The 22,510-nt window shown below is 56.6% G+C and carries 20 protein-coding genes; 13 read left to right on the plus strand and 7 right to left on the minus strand.

Going from position 1 to position 22,510, the window contains the following annotated elements:
• The first annotated feature begins 13 nt into the window (after positions 1-13).
• The 4 genes from RISK_RS31430 to RISK_RS07875 all read left to right on the plus strand — a co-directional run bounded on the left by RISK_RS31430 (position 14) and on the right by RISK_RS07875 (position 2,034).
• On the plus strand, positions 14-235 hold the full coding sequence (locus RISK_RS31430; RefSeq protein WP_150122518.1) for a hypothetical protein: 222 nt from the start codon (positions 14-16) through the stop codon (positions 233-235).
• Positions 236-753: 518 nt separating this feature from the next.
• Complete coding sequence (locus tag RISK_RS32790; protein ID WP_201778937.1) at positions 754-1,122, plus strand: ArsR/SmtB family transcription factor; 369 nt, start codon at positions 754-756, stop codon at positions 1,120-1,122.
• A 31-nt stretch (positions 1,123-1,153) separates the two neighbouring features.
• Complete coding sequence (locus RISK_RS32795; RefSeq protein ID WP_047813714.1) at positions 1,154-1,501, plus strand: hypothetical protein; 348 nt, start codon at positions 1,154-1,156, stop codon at positions 1,499-1,501.
• 101 nt (positions 1,502-1,602) lie between these two features.
• On the plus strand, positions 1,603-2,034 hold the full coding sequence (locus tag RISK_RS07875) for a Fur family transcriptional regulator (protein ID WP_047813715.1): 432 nt from the start codon (positions 1,603-1,605) through the stop codon (positions 2,032-2,034).
• A gap of 47 nt (positions 2,035-2,081) precedes the next feature.
• Here the strand turns inward: RISK_RS07875 and RISK_RS27960 are convergent, their stop codons facing one another.
• A complete protein-coding gene (locus RISK_RS27960) occupies positions 2,082-3,518 on the minus strand; it encodes a prepilin peptidase (RefSeq protein WP_053061093.1) in 1,437 nt (478 codons plus the stop codon).
• Positions 3,519-3,965: 447 nt separating this feature from the next.
• Between RISK_RS27960 and RISK_RS07885 the strand changes: the two genes are divergently transcribed.
• Genes RISK_RS07885 through RISK_RS07895 form a run of 3 tightly spaced genes read left to right on the plus strand, consistent with a single transcriptional unit; the run spans position 3,966 to position 7,289 of the window.
• A complete protein-coding gene (locus tag RISK_RS07885) occupies positions 3,966-5,999 on the plus strand; it encodes a type II and III secretion system protein family protein (RefSeq protein ID WP_236696129.1) in 2,034 nt (677 codons plus the stop codon).
• On the plus strand, positions 5,989-6,564 hold the full coding sequence (locus RISK_RS07890; RefSeq protein ID WP_236696130.1) for a hypothetical protein: 576 nt from the start codon (positions 5,989-5,991) through the stop codon (positions 6,562-6,564). The genes RISK_RS07885 and RISK_RS07890 overlap by 11 nt, the downstream gene beginning before the upstream one ends.
• Positions 6,564-7,289: a tetratricopeptide repeat protein gene (locus RISK_RS07895; RefSeq protein WP_047813718.1), complete on the plus strand. Its 726-nt coding sequence runs from the start codon at positions 6,564-6,566 to the stop codon at positions 7,287-7,289. Before RISK_RS07890 ends, RISK_RS07895 begins: the two co-directional genes overlap by 1 nt.
• A gap of 100 nt (positions 7,290-7,389) precedes the next feature.
• Here the strand turns inward: RISK_RS07895 and RISK_RS07900 are convergent, their stop codons facing one another.
• The gene (locus RISK_RS07900; RefSeq protein WP_047813835.1) at positions 7,390-8,718 is read right to left on the minus strand and encodes an NAD(P)/FAD-dependent oxidoreductase; all 1,329 of its coding nucleotides are present in this window, start codon (positions 8,716-8,718) and stop codon (positions 7,390-7,392) included.
• Positions 8,719-8,963: 245 nt separating this feature from the next.
• On the opposite strand from RISK_RS07900, the gene RISK_RS07905 reads away from it, so the two are divergent.
• The gene (locus tag RISK_RS07905) at positions 8,964-9,413 is read left to right on the plus strand and encodes an MgtC/SapB family protein (RefSeq protein ID WP_047813719.1); all 450 of its coding nucleotides are present in this window, start codon (positions 8,964-8,966) and stop codon (positions 9,411-9,413) included.
• 40 nt (positions 9,414-9,453) lie between these two features.
• Here the strand turns inward: RISK_RS07905 and RISK_RS07910 are convergent, their stop codons facing one another.
• Positions 9,454-10,146: a DUF502 domain-containing protein gene (locus tag RISK_RS07910; RefSeq protein WP_047813720.1), complete on the minus strand. Its 693-nt coding sequence runs from the start codon at positions 10,144-10,146 to the stop codon at positions 9,454-9,456.
• Between the two features lie 386 nt (positions 10,147-10,532).
• Complete coding sequence (locus tag RISK_RS07920; protein WP_047813836.1) at positions 10,533-11,366, minus strand: polysaccharide deacetylase family protein; 834 nt, start codon at positions 11,364-11,366, stop codon at positions 10,533-10,535.
• 754 nt (positions 11,367-12,120) lie between these two features.
• Here RISK_RS07920 and RISK_RS07925 point away from each other — a divergent pair.
• From RISK_RS07925 to RISK_RS07945, 5 genes are all read left to right on the plus strand, one after another.
• A complete protein-coding gene (locus tag RISK_RS07925) occupies positions 12,121-12,480 on the plus strand; it encodes a hypothetical protein (RefSeq protein WP_047813722.1) in 360 nt (119 codons plus the stop codon).
• Positions 12,481-12,861: 381 nt separating this feature from the next.
• Positions 12,862-13,767, plus strand: a complete 906-nt coding sequence (locus tag RISK_RS07930) for a hypothetical protein (protein ID WP_047813723.1) — start codon at positions 12,862-12,864, stop codon at positions 13,765-13,767.
• 141 nt (positions 13,768-13,908) lie between these two features.
• Positions 13,909-14,598 carry a PRC-barrel domain-containing protein gene (locus RISK_RS07935; RefSeq protein ID WP_047813724.1) on the plus strand — a complete coding sequence of 230 codons (690 nt, stop codon included), beginning with the start codon at positions 13,909-13,911 and terminating at the stop codon, positions 14,596-14,598.
• Positions 14,599-14,830: 232 nt separating this feature from the next.
• Positions 14,831-16,375, plus strand: coding sequence for a sulfatase family protein (locus tag RISK_RS07940; RefSeq protein WP_047813725.1), 1,545 nt, complete (start codon positions 14,831-14,833; stop codon positions 16,373-16,375).
• 214 nt (positions 16,376-16,589) lie between these two features.
• On the plus strand, positions 16,590-18,662 hold the full coding sequence (locus RISK_RS07945) for an ATP-binding protein (RefSeq protein ID WP_236696131.1): 2,073 nt from the start codon (positions 16,590-16,592) through the stop codon (positions 18,660-18,662).
• 135 nt (positions 18,663-18,797) lie between these two features.
• Here RISK_RS07945 and RISK_RS07950 read toward each other — a convergent pair whose 3' ends face one another.
• The 3 genes from RISK_RS07950 to RISK_RS07965 all read right to left on the minus strand — a co-directional run bounded on the left by RISK_RS07950 (position 18,798) and on the right by RISK_RS07965 (position 22,432).
• Entirely contained in the window at positions 18,798-20,213 is a 1,416-nt protein-coding gene (locus RISK_RS07950; RefSeq protein ID WP_047813726.1) for a POT family MFS transporter, read from the minus strand.
• A 359-nt stretch (positions 20,214-20,572) separates the two neighbouring features.
• Positions 20,573-20,833 (minus strand): hypothetical protein, encoded by a 261-nt coding sequence (locus RISK_RS07955; RefSeq protein WP_047813727.1) that lies wholly within the window; start codon positions 20,831-20,833, stop codon positions 20,573-20,575.
• A 798-nt stretch (positions 20,834-21,631) separates the two neighbouring features.
• Positions 21,632-22,432 (minus strand): site-2 protease family protein, encoded by an 801-nt coding sequence (locus RISK_RS07965; protein ID WP_047813729.1) that lies wholly within the window; start codon positions 22,430-22,432, stop codon positions 21,632-21,634.
• Positions 22,433-22,510 lie beyond the last annotated feature (78 nt).

Below are 22,510 nucleotides of genomic sequence, written 5' to 3' on the forward strand. Positions count from 1 at the left end.
AAATGCGTGAGCGATGAGCGCTCACGCGGAGTGCGACGGCGGACCTCGCAAGCGAACGACCACCCACGACGATGCCGTGGGGGCACAGGGGACCTCCGGTTTCCAAGCAACCAACCGCCCAGTGCAGACAGGCGGCAAGACACGCGGCCAAGACGCCCCTGCAGGCGCATTGAGCGAGTGGCAGATCACGCAAGAATCAGGGCACTCACCATGGTTGCGATGCCCCTTCCCCTGATCTTCGCTCGCCGAGTCTCCGCATTGATTGGACGCGACACGCTGGCTTGAAGCACAACAGCATGCGCAATGCCCGACCGCGCCGGGTTGGTCCGTGCTTGTGATTTCGGTTCCAGAACAAGCCTGCTGGGCCACATGCAACCATGCTGGTGCATGACCGATGCAGGCGAACCCACACAGCAATGCGACGACAACAGGATGCAACGGAGAGGTCATGGAGGGCGTTCAGAAGATTGAAATGGAGGCAACAAGTTCCCTGCGTCGGCTCCAAGGATAACGCCCTGTCCTGCAATGTGCAACTGAAGTGCATCTGCATTGAAAGGTTGTTCTGTCTCAGGATTGTGCCGTCTCCGCCGTGAGCTGATGTTCATCTGTGGAAACAGCAGTGCTCACAACCGCGCCCCCCGCTGTGACAACGCAATTCGCTGCACTGCATTTTCGATGCGATCCGGGGCTTTCCAATTGACAAACCATGACAAAGTTGTACACTTGCAGAGTTGTGCAACTGTAGGGAGAGAGATGGCAAAGACAAAAACATCAAAAACGAATGAAACCGATGAGCCGAGCTGCGACGGGCGCGATCATCGAGGTCTGCCGGTCACGATCGATGCGGAAGCTTGCGAGCGAGCGGCGGCGATTTTCCGAGCGTTGGGTGACCCCCAGCGACTGAGATTGCTGATGCTGCTCGAAGCGTCCGAGCGATGCGTTTCGGAGGTTTGTGAGTTGCTTGATGAGTCGATGCCAGCGATTTCGCAGCGGTTGCGGTTGCTCAAAAGCGAGCGGATTGTCCGTTCGCGACGCGATGGCAAGCATGTTTTTTACTCGCTCGCCGACGACCACATCTCCCGTTTGGTGACCAATGGCGTCATGCATGCGATGGAGAAATGACCCTTTTTTCTGTCTTCAAAGGACTCTCGAAATGTCTCACGTTCACGCCAACCACGATCACCAACATGGCCCGGATTGCGAGCACACCGGTGTTCAGCACGGCGACCACGTCGATTACCTGCACGATGGACACCTTCACCATGTCCGCGAAGACGGCCAGGTCGAAGAGCACAAGCTGGAAGTGACGTCGACCAACCCGAGTGAGTGCACCTCGGGGCACCAGTGCAGCGGGCACGACGCTGGCCATGTGCATGGTCCTGGTTGTGGACACGAAGCGGTTCCCCATGGTGACCACATCGATTATCTGGTTGACGGCCATTTGCATCATCCGCACGGTGATCACTGCGACGATCACGGTCCCCTGTCGGTCGTCAGCTGAACACCGGATGCCGGTCAAACATTTGCAAACGGGTTGCAGCTTGTTATGATGTCAATCCGTTGTGGAATCCTGGTCAGGTTCATTTCTTTTGGGTCACCTCTGTGAGTAAGTCGTCTGAGTCGATTGAGGCAATCAAGCAGGCTATTCGTGATGCGGGGTTGCGGGCAACACCCGCGCGAATCGCGACACTGATGATGCTCCGGGACTCAAACTCTCCGTTGACTCATGCCAATGTCGCGGACCAACTCGCCGCCAATGGGGTGGATAAAGCGACAGCGTTTCGCAACTTGAATGACATGGCTGATGCCGGTTTGCTACGCCGGACGGAACTGGGCGATCATGTTTGGCGATTCGAAGCGATCGCGGAGGGAGAGCATGACCAATCGGCTCATCCGCACTTTCTGTGCGTCGATTGCGGTACCGTGTCCTGCTTGGATGATGTGAAATTGACCGCTGGCAGTCAACGGGAAAGCGGCAAGTTCGGCGAGGTGACGGAAATCTTGCTTCGCGGACACTGCAACGACTGCCGATAGCGAAGCCCTTCGCCGAAATCGCACGAGTTTACGGCTCGGATCGACTTTCACCAGATTCCTGCGATCAACTTCCAAAACGGATGGTGGAGCATGGCGGCGGCCAGTAGGATCGCGGTTGGTTGAAGAAGTCGATGCTGTGCTCCGCTGACATTGAAGTGGCGAATCGCTAGCAATGATGCAACAAAGATTGCAGCGATGGTGACGGTCGCCTGCCAGCCAAGCGAAACGCCAATCAGCGTCAAAGCAAGCGGCAGAGCTTGACTTCTTTTGCCGAGTTGGCTGACTCGCTGGATTGCGATCCCCAGTCCAGCTCCTGTGACGGCACCGACCAGGATGGTTGATACACGCCAGAAAGCATCTGGGACGGATGATGGAAGTGCCAGTGTGAAGGGTTGCAATTGGCTTGCAATCATCGGCAGCCCGGCGAAAACGATCACTGACGTCCATCTAAACCAACCTGGAAGGCGTCGCCGATCCAGGTCGGTCAGTGCCAGCGTCAACAGAGTGCACATCAAAGCAGCGTGGTACAAAACGATTCCAACGACGGGCCACTTGGTATACAGGATGATCCACAGGATTCCCGTGTGAGCATAATGCTGGAAGCCAGGAACATTGGCCGCTCCCGTGACAAGTTCGACCAGGAACAGCGACGCGAAGATTCCTGCGGCGACCAGTTCCACGATCAGGTATCGCACGGGAATCGCCACACCGCAGTCGCGACATCGTCCACCGAGATTCAGGTAGCTGAAGATGGGCAGGTTATCGAGTCGACGGATCGGAACGCCGCACTTTGGGCACGCCGATGACCGCAGCGTGATCGACTCGCTGCGTGGAATGCTATACGCGACCACATTCAAGAAACTGCCCCAGCATGCGCCGACGTAGGTGAAGATTGCAAAGATCGCGAATTTGGCACTGCGAATTCGCAGGCTCTCCCCAATCGTTAGCTCGGTGATCGTGTAGTTCGCAGGGCGGTCACGGAAAAGCTCGAGGACTGCACTCACCGATGGAACCACGATCATATAGACAATTGCAATCAGCAACCCGATCGCGATTCCAAGCGTGCGATAGGACCGAAGAGAACTTCGCGAAGATCGTTGTTGAAAGTTGTGCACGACTGCAAACAAATCCCGAACCGTAAGAAACCCAAGCGATGCCACAGCAACCGCTGGTGAGAAGAAGACGATCGGTGACCACCAAGCGAGGGGAGTTTCCGATCGAGCTGTGAACCAAGAGACCAGCAGGGCAGCGGTTGCCAGGATCGTCAGCCGCAGGGTTCCTGCCGGACGTGCGGAAATGAGGCTCGCGAGAACAATCGCGTTGCCAATCACCATTGCGATGGCACTCGGATCCACTGCCATTCGGAGCACCGCTGCAACTGCCGAGCAACCAGCGGTGCCAACCAGCAGCATCCGTGCGTACTCGCCAAAAAGCGAGCGGTTGAGCGGTTCGGCGGCGGATGTGAAAGCGGAGTCGGTATTCACTGGCAGTGTGTCAGATGTGTTGTGGATCCACTGCGCCGACCCGCGAGTGACAATGGAATCAAACTGTTTTTATCTTGATTGATATGCATGCTGTGTGCAAGTGCGAGCGAGTTGCGTATCTGGTTCTGGTCGCAGGCATGGCTTACGAGATGAGCTTCTTCTTTTGAAAGCTCGGCTCTGCGATCATTGAGCGGTCCTCGTCGGGGGAAGGAAGCCAGATCTCAGCAGCAAGCTTGCCCTAAAGACCGAAGCGTTGGTTTTCACTCAGCTATCACGTCGGGTTCGAACAACCTGCCGACGCAGCGACTGCCAGCGCGGCTCAAGTTGTCTTCCGATTGTGCCGATTGAGAGGATTGTCCTGTGGTCGGACCCCTCCTGCTGATGCTACGTCGATTGAGGCAAGGTTTCACGCGGGTTTTCACACTGTCCATTCACGGAAGACCTTCCATGACGTCAAAGTCGGCAATGCCGCTGAATTCGCCGCTTTGTCGCGTTGTGGTGACCCTGCTCATGGGGTGGATCGCGATGCCTGCGTTCGCGCAAGAACACGGTCCGGTCCGGTTGCCGGAAACCAATCTGCAACCCGGTGAGCCTCGACCGATCCGCTCGGGCTTGGAACTTCCAAGCGACGATCGCGTTGTTCCGTGGCAACCAATCCCGGATGTCGGACCTTCACGGATTCAATCCGGGTTGCCCACGGAGTTGATCTTGCCGCCGCCCAGTGACGCTGCCAAGCAGCGGGCGAGTCGCTTTGTCGAATCGGAAATCGATCCTGAGATTCCACTTTCGCTGGTCCTCGGTCGTCCGAAAATTCTTCGACTGGCTGATACTCCGGCACGAATTTATGTCCCCGATGAGGACACGATTCGCACCGAAATCATTGACCAAGAGAGTGGGCGTGAACTGGCCGTCACAGGGATTCGGCCGGGAACGACAACGCTGATGCTGTGGTTCCAAGACAGGGATGCGCCGAGCGGGCAAAGCGTCGTCAGCTACTTGGTACGTGTTTACGAAGATCCCATTCTGGCCAAGCCGGTCGGGGACCTCGAGTCGGAACTGAACGAGAAGTTTCCCAATAGCTTTGTCGAACTCGATGAGATCGCTGATCGATTGATTGTTCGAGGGCAAGCTCCGGACGCGATTGAGATGTCGCAGATCTTGCAAATTCTCGCGGGTGCCCGTGGGGTTCGAGCAGGTTTGACCAGGCCGGCAAATCCGGTCACGGTTGCGGCGGCCTATGACTTCGTCGGTGCGGTGGATGCACTTTCCAGCGAGGAAGCCGCCGCGGAGCGACGTCGAAACCTGGATCCAGTTGCACTGGCTCAGGCGGGGATCATCAACCAGATGAAGATCGTCGGCGAGCAACAGGTGATGTTGAAAGTCACCGTTGCGGAAGTCAATCGAAGTGCCGCTCGCAGCATTGGGTTGAACTTTGGCGTCGACAATGACAATGGACTGACGGTTTTTCAATCGTTGACCGGCAACCTGGCCAGCACTCAAAACCAATCGAGCGCGAACATCCTTGCATCGTTGGACATGGGCCAGGTCCGCTTGGCCATTGAAGCACTTCGGCGAATGAATCTTTCTCGAACGTTGGCGGAGCCGAACTTGGTCGCGATGAACGGCCAGCCTGCGGATTTTCAAGCTGGTGGGCAGTTCCCGATTCCGATCATCAGCAGCGGTGGCACCGGGGGGAACAACCTCCAGGGCGTCTCGTTTGTTCCCTTTGGCGTTCAGTTGCAGTTCACGCCGTTCATTCAAGATCGCGATGTGATCCGGTTGCAGATGAATGCGGAAGTCAGCACGCGAGACGAGTCGTTGGGGACCAGCATTGGCGGCGGAGGCGGCGGGACTCAGGTCTCGGGGCTGAACAGCCGCAACTTTTCCACGACGGTGCAACTCCGAAGCGGCCAAACAATCGCTGTCGCCGGACTACTGCAAACCAACTACGGAGCCAGTTCTGATCGAACTCCGTTCTGGGGCGATTTGCCGATCATCGGGGCGACGGGCGGCGTCAACCGCAGCAGCAGCGGCGAACAAGAGCTTGTCATTCTGGTCACACCGCATTTGGTCGCTCCGATCGACGCCTGCGAAACCCCTGCCCTTCCCGGCAGCGACGTTCACGAGCCCAGTGACATTGAGTTCTACATCGCGAATCGTTTGGAGAGTCGACGGTCCAAAGACCATCGCTCATCCGTTCGCACCGACTACGCCCGGCAAAAACGAGCCGAGCACTGTTGCCCGGAGCTCTTCATGATCGGCGACGTTGGTCCGACGGATCGTTGTTGTCCACGACCATCGCCGGTGCCGCACACGGCCATTCGATCCAGTCAGCAACCGTTGAATTATCAACCGACCACTCCCAGCATCGACAGCGGTTCGATGGAGCCGTTCCCTGACGTGAAGCCGTTCCAGCCAGACGCTGCCGGGGATGGTTCGTCGCTACGTGAAATGATTCAGCGAGGCAATCATGCTCAATAAACGGAAGATGATCGGACTCGCCACAATTGGATTGGCAGCCGCTTCGCTCACCACACTGGGATGCACGTCTCGCGGTGGGGTCCTGGGCGTCGATCGCTGTGCGGATATTCCCGCTGGCGCGATTCCCGAACCCGCTGGATCGAAGGTATGCAATTGGCAGTCCGCGCAGGTCACCGGTGCGGTCGCTGATCAAACGGTGCTTTACCATGCCGATTTCGTTGGAACGAGTGCGGAGCTTTCCCCTGGTGCGATCGAGCGAATGGCTCGCAATGCCAACAGTGGGCTCGCTGGCATCCAGCCATCCTTCGTTGAGCCCTCGGGCAGCAACGAATTGGACGCAGCGCGAGTCAACGCGGTCACCGTGCAGCTTGCGTCGTTCGGGATCCCGTCCCCGGTGGTCGAAGTCGCTTCACCTGCCGCACTCGGGTTGCGTGGTCCACAGGCGGAGCGTGTTGCCAGCGGATTTGGGACCATTCGCAATTCATCCTCGGGCACTGGTGCACCGATTTCGCAGCCTTCTGGTCTGGGTGGTCAATCCAATGGCTTCTCCGGAGGGATCTTTTGATGAGCATGGGCATCATTCAGTGGCGACCATTGCGTGTTCTGCTTTGGTCGTTGTTGCCGTTGGCAGTGGGGTGCAACAGCATTGAGAAGGATCATGGGGCTGACTTTTTAAAGCCGTTTGCTTCGGTGGAGTCAATGGATGCCCAGGCAAAACGTCAACCAATTCCCGACGAACGTTCGCTGTGCATCGAAACGGCCAAGACGGTGGCAACGAAAGGGCACGCCGAAGAAGCAATCAAGCTTTTTGAGCGAGCCGAAGAACTGGATCCCAACGCCTCGACGCTCGATCGCAACCTTGCGCCCCTGTACGCCGAAGTCGGCAATCACGCCGCCGCCATTGAGAGATACAAGCTGATTCTGCAAGCAACGCCGGACGACGCCGATTTGATCAACAATTACGCTTGGACACTGATGGAAGCAGGTCGTTTTGATCAAGCGATCGAGGAAGCGATGAAAGGGTTGCAGAAATCGCCGGAGAACAAGCGGCTGCGGTCGACCCTCGCGATGACTTACTATCGACAGGGCGACCACGGGAATGCCTTCCAACAGTGGGAAATGGCGGTGGGGAAAACGGCCGCGCTCCACAATCTCGCGTTGCTCGACATTGAAGCCGGTGAGATTGATTCCGCTCGGAAGAACCTGCAGCGAGCCAAGCAGGATCCGAACCTGGATGACCAGACCAATGCCCTGGTGGCAGCTCTCGAGACGTCAACACAGCAGCGCTAGCCGGGTTCGGCCACCCACGGAGTTACCAAGCGACCGCGGGACGAACCGCGAACGCGAAGCCGATTTGCAGCCAACCATTCACTTGGTTTGCGATGGTTTTTCATCCGGAGGCTGATTTGCCGGGTTGCGAAATGAGTTGGACCGGTTGTTCACCCGTGATGATGCGATTGCTGCGGTTGAAGGTGACGTAGCTCCACGCCCATTGGACCAAGATCAACATCCGGTTTTGAAACTGGACGATCAGCATCAAGTGAACAAACAGCCAAAGCAGCCAAGCGAATAGCCCGTAGAAGCGACGCTTGCCAATCAGAGCCACCGCAGCGGCGCGACCGATCGTTGCCATCGTTCCTCGGTCGGTGTACTGAAACGTTTCGTCGATGGATTCTCCGCTTGTCAGTTGCGGAATCGCCTTGGCAACATAGCGTCCCTGTTGGATCGCGACGGAGGCCAGTCCCGGCAGAGATTTGCCATCGGAATCCGTAAACGAAGCGATGTCACCGATTGCGAAGATGCGGTCTTGGCCGGCGAGTTGGCAGGATTGATTGACTGGCAAGCGGCCGCCTCGATCGACTTCGATCCCCAATGCCAACGCGAGCTTCTTCCCTAACGGGTTGGCTTGCACGCCGGCGCCCCACAACACGGTTTCGGTGGCCACAATCGTCTCGCCATTGGGGCCGGACAGGTGAACCGCATCGGCGTTGATCGCGGTGACTTTTGTGTGGGTGTGAACTTCGATTCCAAACGAGCGGATTTTTTCAGCGGCTCGTTCGCAGAGGTCCTCGGGGTAGTGGGCAAGCACATGGGGTGCTGCCTCGACGATCATGATCCGAGCATCCTGGGGTTGGATGTGACGGAAGTCATGTTTGAGGGTGTGTTGAGCGATCTCTGACAGTGCCCCCGCGAGTTCCACGCCGGTGGGGCCGCCGCCGACGATGACAAACGTCAGTTTGGCCTGGCGCCGTTCTGGATCCGTTTCTCGCTCAGCGGCTTCAAAGGCCAAGTAGATGCGACGTCGGATTTCGGCTGCGTCGCCGATTGTTTTCAGGCCGGGGGCAAACTTCGCCCATTCATCGTGGCCGAAATAGCTGTGGGTGGCTCCGGCAGCGAGCACCAGGTAGTCATAGTTCAGTTCGCCGTCGGCGAGCATCAGTCGTTGATGAGCGACGTCGAAGTCGGTGACTTCCGCCATCAGCACTTCGCAGTTGGCTTGTTTGCGAACAATCGATCGCAGTGGAGTGGCGATGTTGGCGGGCGACAGTCCACCGGTGGCGACTTGATACAGAAGAGGTTGGAACAGGTGGTAGTTGTGTCGATCCACGATTGTCACGCGAACATTCGATTTACGAAGGCGTTGAGCTGTTTCGAGACCGCCAAAACCGCCGCCGACAATGACGACGTGAGGAAGTCTGGTTGAGGGAGTGGAGTTCATGGAGGAGCGTTCTCGTCGTTGGGTGGAGGACGTGCTGTCAGCATCGGGGCGGCAGATCGCATTCATTGCGAGAAGGAGTCTGAGTTCACCTTTCGGCCCCTGGTTCCAATGGGATTGGGAAGGGAGTGATCGGGGGCGTCCGCCATGTGCAGTATCCAGGCAAACACGAAACGCACACAATGGGCGGAGGGTGATCTCGTCGTCATCAACACCATCAAATTTGCTTTGAAATCGCCAGTTGCCGCATGACTTTCTCCGATACCTTGATTCCAACGCTCGCCGCGGTCCTGCTTGGTGGAGCAATCGGTTTGGAACGCCAAACACGTGGGCACGCGGCAGGACTGCGCACTCATATCCTGGTTTCCTTGGCTGCATCGATCTTCATCCTTGCGAGCCGTGAAATGACCAGCCATTCCGGAGGCGACATGACGCGAGTGGTTCAGGGAATTGCAGCGGGGGTCGGATTCATCGGGGCCGGAGCGATTCTGAAGATGAGTCAGGAACACGAGGTGATTGGACTCACTTCCGCCAGCACCATCTGGCTGGCCGCAGCGGTTGGAACCGCGTGCGGACTGCGAGAGTATCCGTTGGCCGTGACCAGCGTGGTGACGACGGTGGTGGTGTTGGTGATCCTGCAACCGATCGAGGCCCACTTTGACCGGAAGCAAAAGCCACCCAACGATCAAAAAGGTTGACTTCCACTCCGCGAATCGAAGACGCCGGGTTTGGCGGCCTTTATGTCGGTCCCGGTTTCTGTTTTGGAAGGACAACTCCGGGTGGAACCACGGTCGACGTCATCACGCCCAGCGAAAAATAGACCTGCATCAAATCGTCAACGCCCATGTCCACAACGGTGACATGATCGACCGGAATGAACATGTTGAAGCCGGTCATCGGCATCGGGGCGGACGGCAGGTAAATGACGTGGCATTCTTTGTCTTGGAATCGATAGGTGTCGGTGCTGGGAAGCAACCCCAGAAAGCCCGCTGACTCGTCATCGCCGACGTAGCAGTGCACGACTTTCATTCCGGTCATCGCGGACTCGTCTTGCTTGGAGAACATCTCAACGACTTGCTTCACAGGTCCGTAGACGCTCTTGACCACGGGGATCTTTTTGAAGCTGCCATCGAACCATTCTTGCCAGCGGAAACGAGCGGTGCTGGAGACGAGCAGGCCGACCAACCAAATCGCGGCCACCACAAACACCCAACCGATTGCGGTGGCGAGCCATTGGTTGGCGGCAAAGTGCAATCCAATCGAACGCAATCCTTGGCCCAACAAGCTCTCTGCGCCGACAAACCCGCGGAGGATTCCGGCGACCCAGTTCATGATCCAAATCGTGATCACCAGTGGCAGCAATGCAAACAGGCCCGTCAAGAAGGTGCCGATGAACCCGCGTTGCCAAAGGGTCAGAAGGAAAGCACGCATGTTGAATGATCCAAGTTGTTAGCGGGAGAGGCTGCGTCGGAACACGCCCTGCCGCTACCTCGAAACGATTGCACTCGCGAGGCCAGGTGGAAAGCCAAAGAGGTGCGCAAAGTCAGCGGACAGCATGCGCCCTTGTTCGGGAAGGTGGGTGAAGGACCAGCCTGTGCGAAATGCCAAAACAACGATGATCGCTGCAACGATGAACCCGTGGTAGGGTGTTGCCGATCCAGCGATCGCCAAGCCAAGGCGTTGGGAAGACCTAAGCAGGTCGGCAGGAATGATCGGGCATAGCCATGTGAGCCGTTCGGGCGTTAGCCCCGGTTGTACGTGGAAACAACCACGCTTGCCAAGATATTTCAAATGCCGAAAGACTCCTGCCGACCTGCCTATTCCATTTCAATCGCGGCGGTTGGTGCGGCCGCTTGCTTTGATTTCACCCAAGCGGCAGCCTCCTGGAAAGTTGCGACCCAAACCGAATCGTCGTTCTGCAGGAATCGAAGGATCTCTTTGTGGTCGTCCGCGCTGATTGCCAGATGGTCGCCTCCCACACCATGGAACATGATCACGAGCCAGCCCTGTTTCTCTCGTGCGTTGGTGACCTGTTCGAGTTGATACGCCAAGTCACGTTCGTGGCCCGCGACGGTTTTGACTTCAAACAGATCGGTGTTGCCTTGGCTGGGGATCTCAAAACCAAACTGGGTGCCACGCGCGGCGAAGAATCGCTCTTTGACCAACGGGACATAGCTGTGATTGTCTTCCCCGATGGATGTGTTTCCGCACGGGTAAGCGAATGTCGCAAGTTCCCGCTTGACGCCGTTGTTGATGAGGTTGGCTAGGTTTTCATCGAGTTCTTTCGCCATCCGAGCATCGTCGTAATCTTCCGAGGCGTCGCCCGGTTTCACCCAGTCGTTCTTGCGAGCGCAGGGGTGAAGGATGGTGTGCCCCGCCAACTCGTGGCCCTGCTCGCGAACCTGGTCGAGGTCTTCCTGTGACCAACGATAGGTGACGCCACCCGCCGAAAAAAACGTGCCCTTGAGGTTCGCAGCCTTCAACTGTGGCAAGGCGTGAACGATCTGACTCGGAATGCCGTCGTCATAGGTCAGCGTGACGCAATAGGTTTTGCCGTCTGGCCAGTAACCCTCTTCGGCGACGCCCGTCGATGGAAAAGCGATGGAAACGGCAAGCAGCAAAAGCCAATTGGGTTGGGTTGAGCGAAACATGGAACGAACTGGACCCAATTGAATGAGATGGACAGAATCAATGTCGGTCAAAAACGACACCCGCCACAGCGATGCAGCGCACCTATGTTAGTGCGGATGCGAACGGAAGTCGATCAAATCAGGGCAAGTTGCAGTGCGATTCACCTGGGCTGGGTAAGGTGTGATATTGCCGTACTGATAGCGGATGCAACTTTTCGTCCGGCATCTGCCTTTCTTGATCCCGGTAGGGATGTCGGAGGGTAGCCGGGGGTTGCTGCGTAGCAGCCCACCCCCGGGAAGCGAGCCCTAAGAAACACTCCATCCCGCCGTGGCGTCCGGCCACGGCGGGATGGAGTGTGGCGACGTGGGGTCACGTGTCCGTCGGTGGCGCGATCGCTTACCGATGGCTACCCTCCTATGTAAGCAGGTCGGCAGGAATGATCGGGTAGAACCTCACGCAGGCGAGTCTCTTTGAGACTCGCAAATGACAGCGTCTCGGAGAGACGCCGCTACGTGATCAAGCCCAATGACTCCCGCTCACGTGCTTAGCCACGGCTGCAATTGGGAGCAGTGGCGGTTGCCATCACAGTTCAAATGCCGAAAGACTTCTGCCGACCTGCTTAGTAGAGGCACGATCAATTTGTCGTTCTTGGATGAGTCGGATCCATTCGATCTGAATTGATGTTTGGGGATCCCCCAGGTTGCGTTACAGTAACGCTCGATATCACGTTCTCGCACTTAGCAAGAGACAAACGCAACTTAAAAGGATTGAACAATGCATCTGCAGTGCGGTGCCCTGTTGCTGGGTTTGATGTTGGCGGGAATGGCAGTGACAACCAATTCGCAAGTGTCGGCGGATGCGGCGGATGGAGAGGTCCTGGTCGATCCAGGAACAACCTTTGTCAAGGTCTATCGGCTTCATGATTTGCCGGCGTGGTCCAAAGACGGGGCCTTTCGACCTGCCTTGATCATGCAAACAGTGCAAGATCAGGTCTTGCCAAAGCACTGGGAAGCTCGTGGTGGAACCGCCACGATGGCTCCCTATCCTCAGGACGGCGCATTGGTTATTGCGGCACCAGAGAAAATGCATGAAAGAATCCAAGCCTTTCTCGACAAACAGCGTCCGGACAAATGATGGTTGGATCCTCGCCGTCAAAGACTGAGGTGCTAGCAGACTGTTGATCGAAAGCGTTTCCCAGATCGAAGGATCTGCCGACGGATGCTAGCCCACGGTTACCGGACGCGAACGCGTTCCGGCTGACCAAAGCAACAGGTTGCTAGTGGTCTGTCACGACTTGTTTTTAGGGTAGTGGACGAGGCGACGAGTCCTGAACTGGCGTCAAATCCAAGGACTCGTCGCCTCGTCCACTACGATCAACCCTCACTTTTAGCTTTGACAGACCACTAGTGATGGCTGGCCGATTTCATTGAGAAATTGGTGTCGGTTGCTGTGAACGGTTAAACTCGTTGAGCTTCTCTTGGGCAGTCGCCCATCCTTCTCTCAGCGAGTGATCCGATGAAACGAAATGCGTGGAAACTCACCGGCCCGAAACCGGAGTCGTCGTCCAGAGGCGGATCGGCTGCGATGCGAACCAGTTGGTTTGATGCGGTGACTTCGTTTTTGATGGCGGTCTTGCTGATGCTGACCAGCATGGTCGGTGTCTTGTTTCTGCTCTGGGTGCTGCTGCCGGAAGACGATGTTGTGTTGACCGAGCCGGTGGCGGAGATCACACGCGTTTCGGTTGGAGGCAGCGCGATCGTTGATTCGACGTTTGTTGTTCCGACAGATCAAGAAACGGTGGCGTTTCGCACCACCGATTTGAAAGCGTCCGTTCGGTCACTTGTGTCGGCCGCCGAACAAATTGCGATGACCGAACCCAAAATGGATTCCATGGATCCATCGGCAGACGATGGCTCCGGAACAACCGGCAGAAGCGGTTTGGACGAAACCGGAGATGCCGATGCCGATATCATTCCAAGATTCAAACGATGGCAGATTGATTGGAGGGCCAACGATTTGAAGGAATATGCCAGGCAGTTGGACCACCTCGGGATCGAATTGGGCGTTGTCGGCGGAACGCGACCAGGAGTCGACTTGGTGAATCAGTTTTCATCAAATCCTCAGGCTCGCTATCTGGACGATTCCAGCGAAGAGAAGCGACTGTACTTCCTTTGGACTCGCCCCAGTCCACTGCAGCGATTTGAAGAACGTTTGCTGATCCAGGCCGGCGTATCCACTCGTGATCGTCAGATCCTCAAGTTGATTCCAGGGGAGTTGGAAGTGCAGCTGGCAACGCTGGAGCTTCGCCATGCGGTCAAGGCAGGGCACGATTCGGTGGATGAGATTGCAAACACGGTCTTCGAGTGTGTTTCAAAGAGCGGTGGGTTTGAGTTGCGTGTCGTCTCGCAGCGTTATCGCTGATTGGACCTCGCCAACTATCTCTCGATCTTCACCTGAAGAATCCTGCATGCCTGCTCAGTCGACTTCGCATTCGGTTTCGGAACGTTCTTTGCACGCGATGTGCTTCACGCAACCAGTCCGCTTTTCCAGAGGAACCATGTCATGTTGATTTCCACCGAGACCATCTTGGGCACAGAATTGCTCGGATCCGATCGAAGTGTCGGAACGATCTGTGACCTGTTGTTTGATGACGAGACTTGGGTCGTCAGGCACCTGGTCGTTGACACAGGGCATTGGCTGCCTGGGCGTCAGGTCTTGTTGCCACCGGGCGTTGTTGAGAACGCGGACTGGAGTGCTGCGAGTGCTGCCGTCCCATTGACCAGTCAACAGGTCAGCGACAGCCCTTCGGTTGAGTCCGATCGCCCGGTATCGCGTCAGATGGAGATCGAGCTGTACCAGCATTTTGATGTGCCGTACTACTGGGGACCCGCGGGGGCAACGTTGGCCGGCAGCGGTTACACGCCGATGCCGTTGGCGGCAGGTTTGCTGCCGATGGACCAAGTCGAAACGGATGACATCCAGCGGAATCACCTCCGCAGTGCGAACGAAGTTTCAGGCTACAACATCCAGGGCCGCGATGAGCATGTCGGGCACGTTCAAGGATTGTTGATCGATGATGTGAACTGGTCCCTTCAAAAATTGATCGTGGACACTCGGAATTGGTGGCCAGGCAAAAAAGTGCTGATCAGCCGCGAGCTGATTCGAGAGATTTCGTGGGCGGAAGCGACCGTCACAGTGGGTTTGACGCAAGAGCAGATCAAGGGTTCGCCTCTCTATGAGCCGGCCTCGTGAGCGAATTCTGAACGCTGCCAGGTTGTCGCAATTCATTCCGCGGTTGTCGCATTCGCTGGGGAAGCGTTTTTGGGCTGCGAGTTTGTGCTTCCATTCCGAGAAGGTGCATCCGTTCTTTGGTAGTTTGAGGGGCCACGCGGGGTCTCACGAGAAGCTTTCTGCATCAGAATGCTTCGTGTCTAGAATGTGCGATCCCCCTTTTTCCTTCCCCACTCTGATTGATTGGCTACTGATGAATTGGTTGCGATGGTTTGTTGTTTCCGCGGTTGTTGCTGTTCCCTGTCTGATGGATGTGGAGGCGACGCAGGTTCGTGCCGACGATTCTACGGCTCGTCCAAATATCATTCTGGTGATGGCGGATGACTTGGGGATCGGCGATGTCTCGCCGACCAATCCGGAATGCAAGATCAAGACGCCGCGTCTGCAGCAGATGGCGGATGAAGGGCTGACATTCTTGGATGCTCACACGCCCAGTTCGGTGTGCACCCCAACACGGTACGGGCTGTTGACCGGTCGTTACAACTGGCGTTCGCGATTGGCCAAGGGCGTTTTGAGTGGAACCAGCGAGCACTTGATCCCAGGTGACCGAGCGACTTTGGGGCATCTGCTTCAAGGTGCCGGGTATCACACGGCGATGATCGGCAAGTGGCACCTCGGTTGGGATTGGCACAAGGACGGCAAAGAAATTGACTTTTCAAAGCCGGTTTTTAACGGTCCCGACAGCAACGGTTTCGACCAGTACTACGCTCACTGTGGATCACTGGACATGCCTCCGTACGTCTGGGTGGACACTGGCAAGCCAACTTCTGTGCCGACTCGAAAAGAGGGAGTGACGAAGAAGGAGAATCCCTACGGTTGGTATCGCAACGGACCGATCGGAGATGACTTTGAGATCGAACAGGTGTTGCCGCATTTGTTTGACAAGTCGATCGCCTATGTCGAAGAACGCGTGAAGGAGGACAAGCCGTTCTTCTTGTATCTGCCGCTTCCTGCCCCGCACACGCCGATCGTTCCGGTGCCGCCGTTCAAAGACGCCAGTGGGATGAACCCTTACGCGGACTTTGTGATGCAGATGGATCACCACATGGGGCAATTGCTCGATGCGGTTGCCAAGGCGGGCATCGAAGAGAACACATTGGTGATCTTCACCAGCGACAATGGTTGTTCACCGGAAGCCAATTTTGGTGCGCTCGCCAAGTATGAACATGATCCGAGTGCAGGCTACCGAGGGCACAAAGCAGACATCTACGAAGGCGGTCACCGTGTTCCCTTCATCGCGCGATGGCCAGGGAAAGTTGTGGCGGGCAAGACGACCAATGCGGTCGCTTGTTTGACCGATGTGTACACGACCTTGCAGTCGATCACGGATCAACCGCGGGAAGCGACAGGCGGTGAAGATGGGTTTGATTTGACCGGCGTGTTTGGTGGTGACGAAGCATCGGAACGCGAAGCGTTGGTCAGCCACAGCATCGGCGGTTCGTTCGCGATTCGTCGCGGCAAATGGAAGCTCTGCCTGTCGCGTGGCAGTGGCGGCTGGAGCGACCCGCGTGAGCCCAAAGCCAAGCAGCAGGGACTTCCGCCGATGCAATTGTTTGATTTGCAAGCGGACCCCTCAGAGAGATCCAATGTCGCGAAGCAGAATCCTGAAGTCGTCGATTCGTTGTTGCGCTTACTCAACGATTACGTTGACTCAGGCCGCAGCACCGAGGGACCCAAGGTCGCGAACGATCGCGAGATCACGTTCTTGCCAGCGGGCGTGTCCTTCCCAAGTCCTTGATGGGCGAATCGAAAGTGGCAGAATCGTTCCCGTCGGCGGTTGCGGTTGGCTCGGGAGCAGCTGATTCTTCAGCTGCAGGGGCGGACCGGTTGCTGCCCCAAGACAAAGGCGAGGGACGCAGATAAGATCGATGCGGTGTGAGTTTCGGGGGACGGGGCGTTGAACCGTCCCCCTTTTTTTGTCATTGACCTTGCGAATGGCCGCGAAAGCATCGATGAATCGAACCGTTGACCCGATCACAGATCCATTGAGGCTGAAAGCTCTGCGAAGTCTGTCGTTGGTGGACAGTCCCGCTGACGAGTCGTTTGATCGGATCACTCGTTTGGCCGCCCGTTTGCTGCGATGCCCTGCCTCGGTGGTCACGCTGATCGAGGAGGATCGGCAATTCTTCAAGAGTTGCGTTGGTTTGCCGGAGCCTCTCGCAACCCTGCGTGGTTCACCGCTGAGTCACTCGTTTTGCAAACTGACGGTACGTGCGGGAGAGCGTTTCCTGATAGAAGATGCCCGCGTGGATCCTCGAGTGGAGTCGCATCCTGCCATCAAAGAGTACGGGATCGTTTCTTACGCTGGCTTTCCCATCCGAACACGATCGGGTGAAGTGCTCGGTACGCTTTGCGTTGTCGACGTTGTTCCGCGTGAATGGACGGAAGACGAACTCGAAACGTTGCGTGAACTGTCGGCGTCGGTTGAGTCAGAGATCGAACTGATCGCTGCGGCCGAACGGGAACGCGACCAAGCACGCATGTTTCAAACAATGATCCAAGCGTCGCCGCTGTCGGTCATTGTCATCGATTGTGACGGACGCGTGAAGCTTTGGAACGACGCCTCCGAAGCCATCTTTGGCTGGACCAGCGCCGAGGTGCTGGGGTATCCCTTGCCGATCATTCCCGATCGGAGGCTTGACGAGTGCCAGCGAATCCGTGATGCGGTGGGCGACGGAAGCGTGTTCCGCTGCGTGGATACCTACTGTGCCAAGGGCGAGGATGCCGATGGGCAAAAGCGAACTGTGCACGTCAACGTTTCGGCGGTTTCCTTGCACCGATATGACGGGCATTCAGATCAGATTTTACTGATCATCGATGACGTCTCGCAGTCGCACGAAAACACACTCGAACGCGAGCGGTTGTTTCGCGAATTGAAGAATGAGAAGGCGTTGCTCAGTGAGATGGATGAACGCAAGAATCGCTTTCTCGCATTGTTAGCACACGAATTACGCAACCCACTGACACCGATTGGCAACGCTGTTGACCTGCTTCGTTTCGCGGCGAAGGACCCTGGTCAGGTCAATGAGATCAGCACCGTTTTGGAAAACCAAGTCCGCCAGTTGGTGCGATTGATCGATGATCTGATGGACGTTTCACGCATCACGCGTGGGCGGATTGATTTGCAGCGAGAGACGGTGTCGATTCACGAAGTTGTTGCAAATTCTTGTCGAGCGGTGGAGTCACTTTGCAACGAGATGGGCCATCAGCTGATTCGTCGAGCAGATCCGGAAGAAGCTCTGCATGTGCATGGCGACGACGTCCGGCTGACGCAGGTGGTGACCAATCTGCTCAACAATGCATGCAAGTACACACCGCCAAATGGTCGCATCGAAGTCTCCTGCGGCCGATCCAATGGGCAGGTGGAGATCACAGTCAAGGACAATGGAGTTGGTATCCCACCGGAGCATCGGAGGGCCATCTTCGAAATGTTCACGCAGGTGGAAGGCACATTGAAGGACAGTCGCGGCGGGCTCGGCATCGGCTTGACGTTGGTCAAGCAGTTGGTCGAACTGCACGGTGGAGAGGTCCTGTTGATGGACAGTGACGAGACGTCGAGCGGGAGTGAGTTTCGGATTCATTTGCCGCGTTTGGATGCCCCGCCCGGTGAGCTGAATCCGGGCGTCCAAGTGGAGGAGCCGAGGAAACGTTTCCGGGTGTTGGTGGTGGACGACGTCCCCGCGATCGCAAAAATGTTCACGATGTTGGTCGGCGCGATGGGGCACGAGGTGAGTTCAGCACCCAGTGCTCCCATTGGCATTGAGCGGGCTCGTGAGCTGCAGCCTGACATCGTCTTTTCAGACATCTGCATGCCGGACATGGATGGCTACGAGCTCGCGAGACAATTCCGTAGCTTGTCGGAATTAGATTCCAGCATGCTGATCGCGATGACCGGCAATGGGCAACCCGAAGACATTCGGATGGCAATGGAGGCCGGTTTTGACAGGCACATCACCAAACCCGCTTCGGTTCAACGCCTGCGAGAAATCTTTCTGGAATTGGAAGTGCGTCGCGGACTGAGGTGACCGCTCGACCCGATCACCGGTCGTTCAGCCCACGATGGTCTTCTTCGCTGCAAGCCACCCCATCGAACAACTCACCGCCACGGTTCCTGGGTGAGAACCGTGGCGAACCTCAGGCCGCCAGAACATTCTTGCGAATCAAGCGGTCATTGAGCTCTCAGCCGTCGATTCAGCGTCCAGGGTTTCGTCGTCCTGAATGTAGGTTTTACCCCGGTAAATCAGAGCGACGAAGATGAACAGGCAGGCCGCCACCAACATCAATCCAGCGAAGAACCAGTAGTAGGTTGCACCAGGGAGTTTGGAAGTGCCATCGGCGTTGGAGATGATCGCGTTGACACCAGCGGCGATGAAGTTGCCCAGAGCGACGGACAGCAGGTAAAAGCTCATGATGATGCTCTTGATGCTGTTTGGCGCTTGGGTGTAGCTGAATTCCAGACAGGTGATCGAGACCATGACTTCTGCGGCCGTCAGGATTGTGTAGGCCAGCACTTGCCAAGTGATCGAGGGTGTCCCGCCATCTTGAATGTTTTGTTCGATCAAAGCGATGATCGCGAACGAGGACACGGTCAGGAACATGCCCATGGAGATCTTTCGCAAGGGCGTCAGAGTGAACACACGGTTGATCGCCGGGTACAGCACGTAGCTGAACAGCGGCACGAAAATGAGGATCAAGAATGGGTTCGCCGCCTGGATTTGGCTGGACAGCAACTCAAAGCCAAAGACATTTCGATCCATGCTCTCGGCTTGGATCACCCATGAAGTGGCGGTTTGATCGAACAGGCTCCAGAACACAGCGACCAAGAGGTAGACGGGGATCAGGTTCAGCAGCGCCAGTCCACCGATTCCGGTGAAGGCGTCTTTGAAGACGCTTGGTCCTCGGGCGGGGATGTGGATGAACTTGTTGCGCCCCATCCAAAACAACAGGGTGGCGATTGCCATCAGCACGCCGGGGACCCCGAAGGCGACTTGCGATCCGTACTTGTCGAGCAGCCACGGCGTCAGCAGCGTCGAGAAGAAGGAGCCCAGGTTGATGGCGACGTAGAACCATCCGAAGACCTTGGCGAGGAGGTGTGAATTCTTGGTTCCAAATTGGTCACCGACGTGGGCGGAGACGCATGGTTTGATCGCACCGGTGCCAAGGGCGATCAGCCCCAGGCCGACCGCCAGCCCGAATCGGGTTTCGTTCATCGCGAGTGCCAGGTGACCGAGGCAATACAGGACGGACAGGTACAAGATGGTTCGGTACTTGCCCAACAACCAGTCGGCCAGGAACGCGCCCAGCAGCGGCGTGAAGTAGGCGGCCATGATGAACGTGTGCCCCCAGAACTTCGCGTCTTCGTCGCTCATCGGATCCAGTTCACCACTGGCGTTGAGCAGGTACGTTGTCATGAAGACCGTGAGGATCGACCGCATCCCGTAGAAGCTGAATCGCTCTGCCGCTTCGTTGCCGATGATGTAGGGGATGCCGGCTGGCATGCCCGTTGTGGCTTCGGGCTGATCGCGATACTTGGGGCTGGCTGGTTGGTCGGGTGGGGTGGAATCGGATGTCGACATCAAGCAGGTTCCGTTGGGTTGGCACGGACGGGCGACGGGGCCCAGTGGAAGTCAGCAAAGAAGGGGGTGATGGAGGAGCTGACAGAGGCCAAATTAAGCCGCTCGCCGCGGCCAAACCAGTCCCCGCGGCGATTTAATGGGCTGGGAAAGCAACGTTTGAGACAACGCGAAAATTTGGGGCTGGATTGCTCGCCGCGCTTGGCCACACGGTGGTTGGTGGCGCCCTCTGATGCCGAGCTCCCTCGATTGAGCTGGGGCATAAAAAAAGCCACGTTCTCCAACTTGGAGCTCAACGTGGCTTGTCAAATTTGAATCGCGAATGATTGGCGAACCGGGTTGGGTCGCCGAATCAGTCAAGCTTAGCGTCGCTTCTTCTTGGCAACTTTCTTCTTGACTGCCTTCTTCTTGGCAACCTTCTTCTTGGCTGCCTTCTTGACGGCTTTCTTCTTCACAGCCTTCTTCTTGGTCGCCTTGCGAGCGGTTTTCTTGACGCCCTTCTTCACGGCTTTCTTTTTGACGGCTTTCTTCTTGACTGCTTTACGAGCGGTCTTCTTGACAGCCTTCACGCTCTTTTTAGCAGCGCGCTTGACGGTCTTCTTGGTTGCTTTTTTCTTGGCCACGTTCTTCCTCCGCGAGAAAGGAACTGTTGTCGAGTCATTGTGACTTGCGAGCTGTGACATCGATTTAGTCAACGCGATTGCGTCGACGTCCTCGTTGTCAAAGTTGATTGCAAGTCACCGGCCACGGCTCAACAACAATCGATGGTGATCGATTTCATCCGCTTCGATGATCCTCATCGACCTTGCAAACAAAAACGATCGTTAGTACGTGCGCGTAACTGTACGCGCTTCGCTGGATTCCGCAACATGTTTTCGTGAAAAAACCGCTTGCGTCGCCAACAAAATTTGCTACGGCAAACGCATTTTTTGCATGTTGTTTCGCTTCGTCGTTGATGCGCCGTGTGGCTTGTTTGCATCAACGTTCCAGTCGACGTTGTTGCGTTGCTTGCGAACAAGTGCAGTAACGCTTGGCTTTTTCAATGTTTTTGCAACAACACGCGCGCAACGTGTTGTTATCGCCACGTCCACGTGTTGTCTGCATGGCATGCATGCGCGTCGTTGGAACAGGCAACGAACAAGCGTTTCAACGTCGCAAAAAAAGTTTGAAAAAAACACGTCGTTGAACACGCGAAACGGTCGTTGAACGTGGCGTGGATGACAAACGTTGCGCGTTTCAACGTGTGATGCATCATCCACATCGGCTTGTTTGCTTGTCACTGCAAACGCGGCGAAGTGTGTTCGATGGCAGCTTTGCAGAACCGGCTTGTCACGTGACGTGATGCAGACGCGATCGTTGATTGGATGTCCTCGATGGCAGGCAACGAGGCACCCATGAAGCAGTCCACCGCGACGTGCACGCTAGTAACGCGCCGATCCTTGCATCATTTGGTAGTTGCCCACCGCCAACGATAAAAAGAGGATGCCCAAGAACATGTTCCCGGATGAGAAACCGTACATCGTGCAGGCACCACCGATGATCATGCTGATCCACAACCAGGTGTCGGTTTGGCCGCCTCCCATCATCACCAACGAACGCATGATTCGTCCGCCATCGAGCGGGAAGACAGGGATCAAATTCAGGACTGCCCAGAGCACGCTGGGCCAGACGTAGAACGTGACCAACGCGATCATGCCGACACTGTCAAAATCGTTCCCCTCGAGGACGCCGGGAAGCGAATCGAGTGGATAGGGCATCAAAGCGAACGCGGTGATCCGAAACCCCATCGCTTTGACAGCGGCAACGACCACTGCAGCGGATGCCAACTGCGCCAGCGGCCCCGCCAGAGCGATCCAGAGTTCGGCACCATGGCTGAGCCGCGGAGGCGAGAACGACGAGGCAAAACCGCCGTAATTGTGCGTGGATCGCGGCACGGCGAGCCCGCCAAAGTGGTACAGAACCAGCGATGATTCGATGCCAAATTGGCGAAAAGCAAACGCGTGACCGAGCTCGTGAATCAGGATCGAAAAGAGCATGCAGAGAGCCCACAGCAGCAGCAATGGCAGGCGGCCAGGGCTGCCTTCCATCGAATCAAACAGCTGGACCAAACCCCATCCAAACACGGCCGCGCCCAGCCAAAACGTCCACGCGATTCGGATCGGAAATCCGAACAACTGGAAGTTCAGGTCGTAGGGTGATTCTTGGGGTTGTTGCAGCAGCATTGGACAGGTGGACAGGAGAGTTTGTGGGGGGGTGTTTGCGGCGACGAAACCATCTCCGCAGCGGGACAGGCCAGCTTG

The sequence above is a fragment of the Rhodopirellula islandica genome (assembly GCF_001027925.1).
Classification (GTDB): domain Bacteria; phylum Planctomycetota; class Planctomycetia; order Pirellulales; family Pirellulaceae; genus Rhodopirellula; species Rhodopirellula islandica.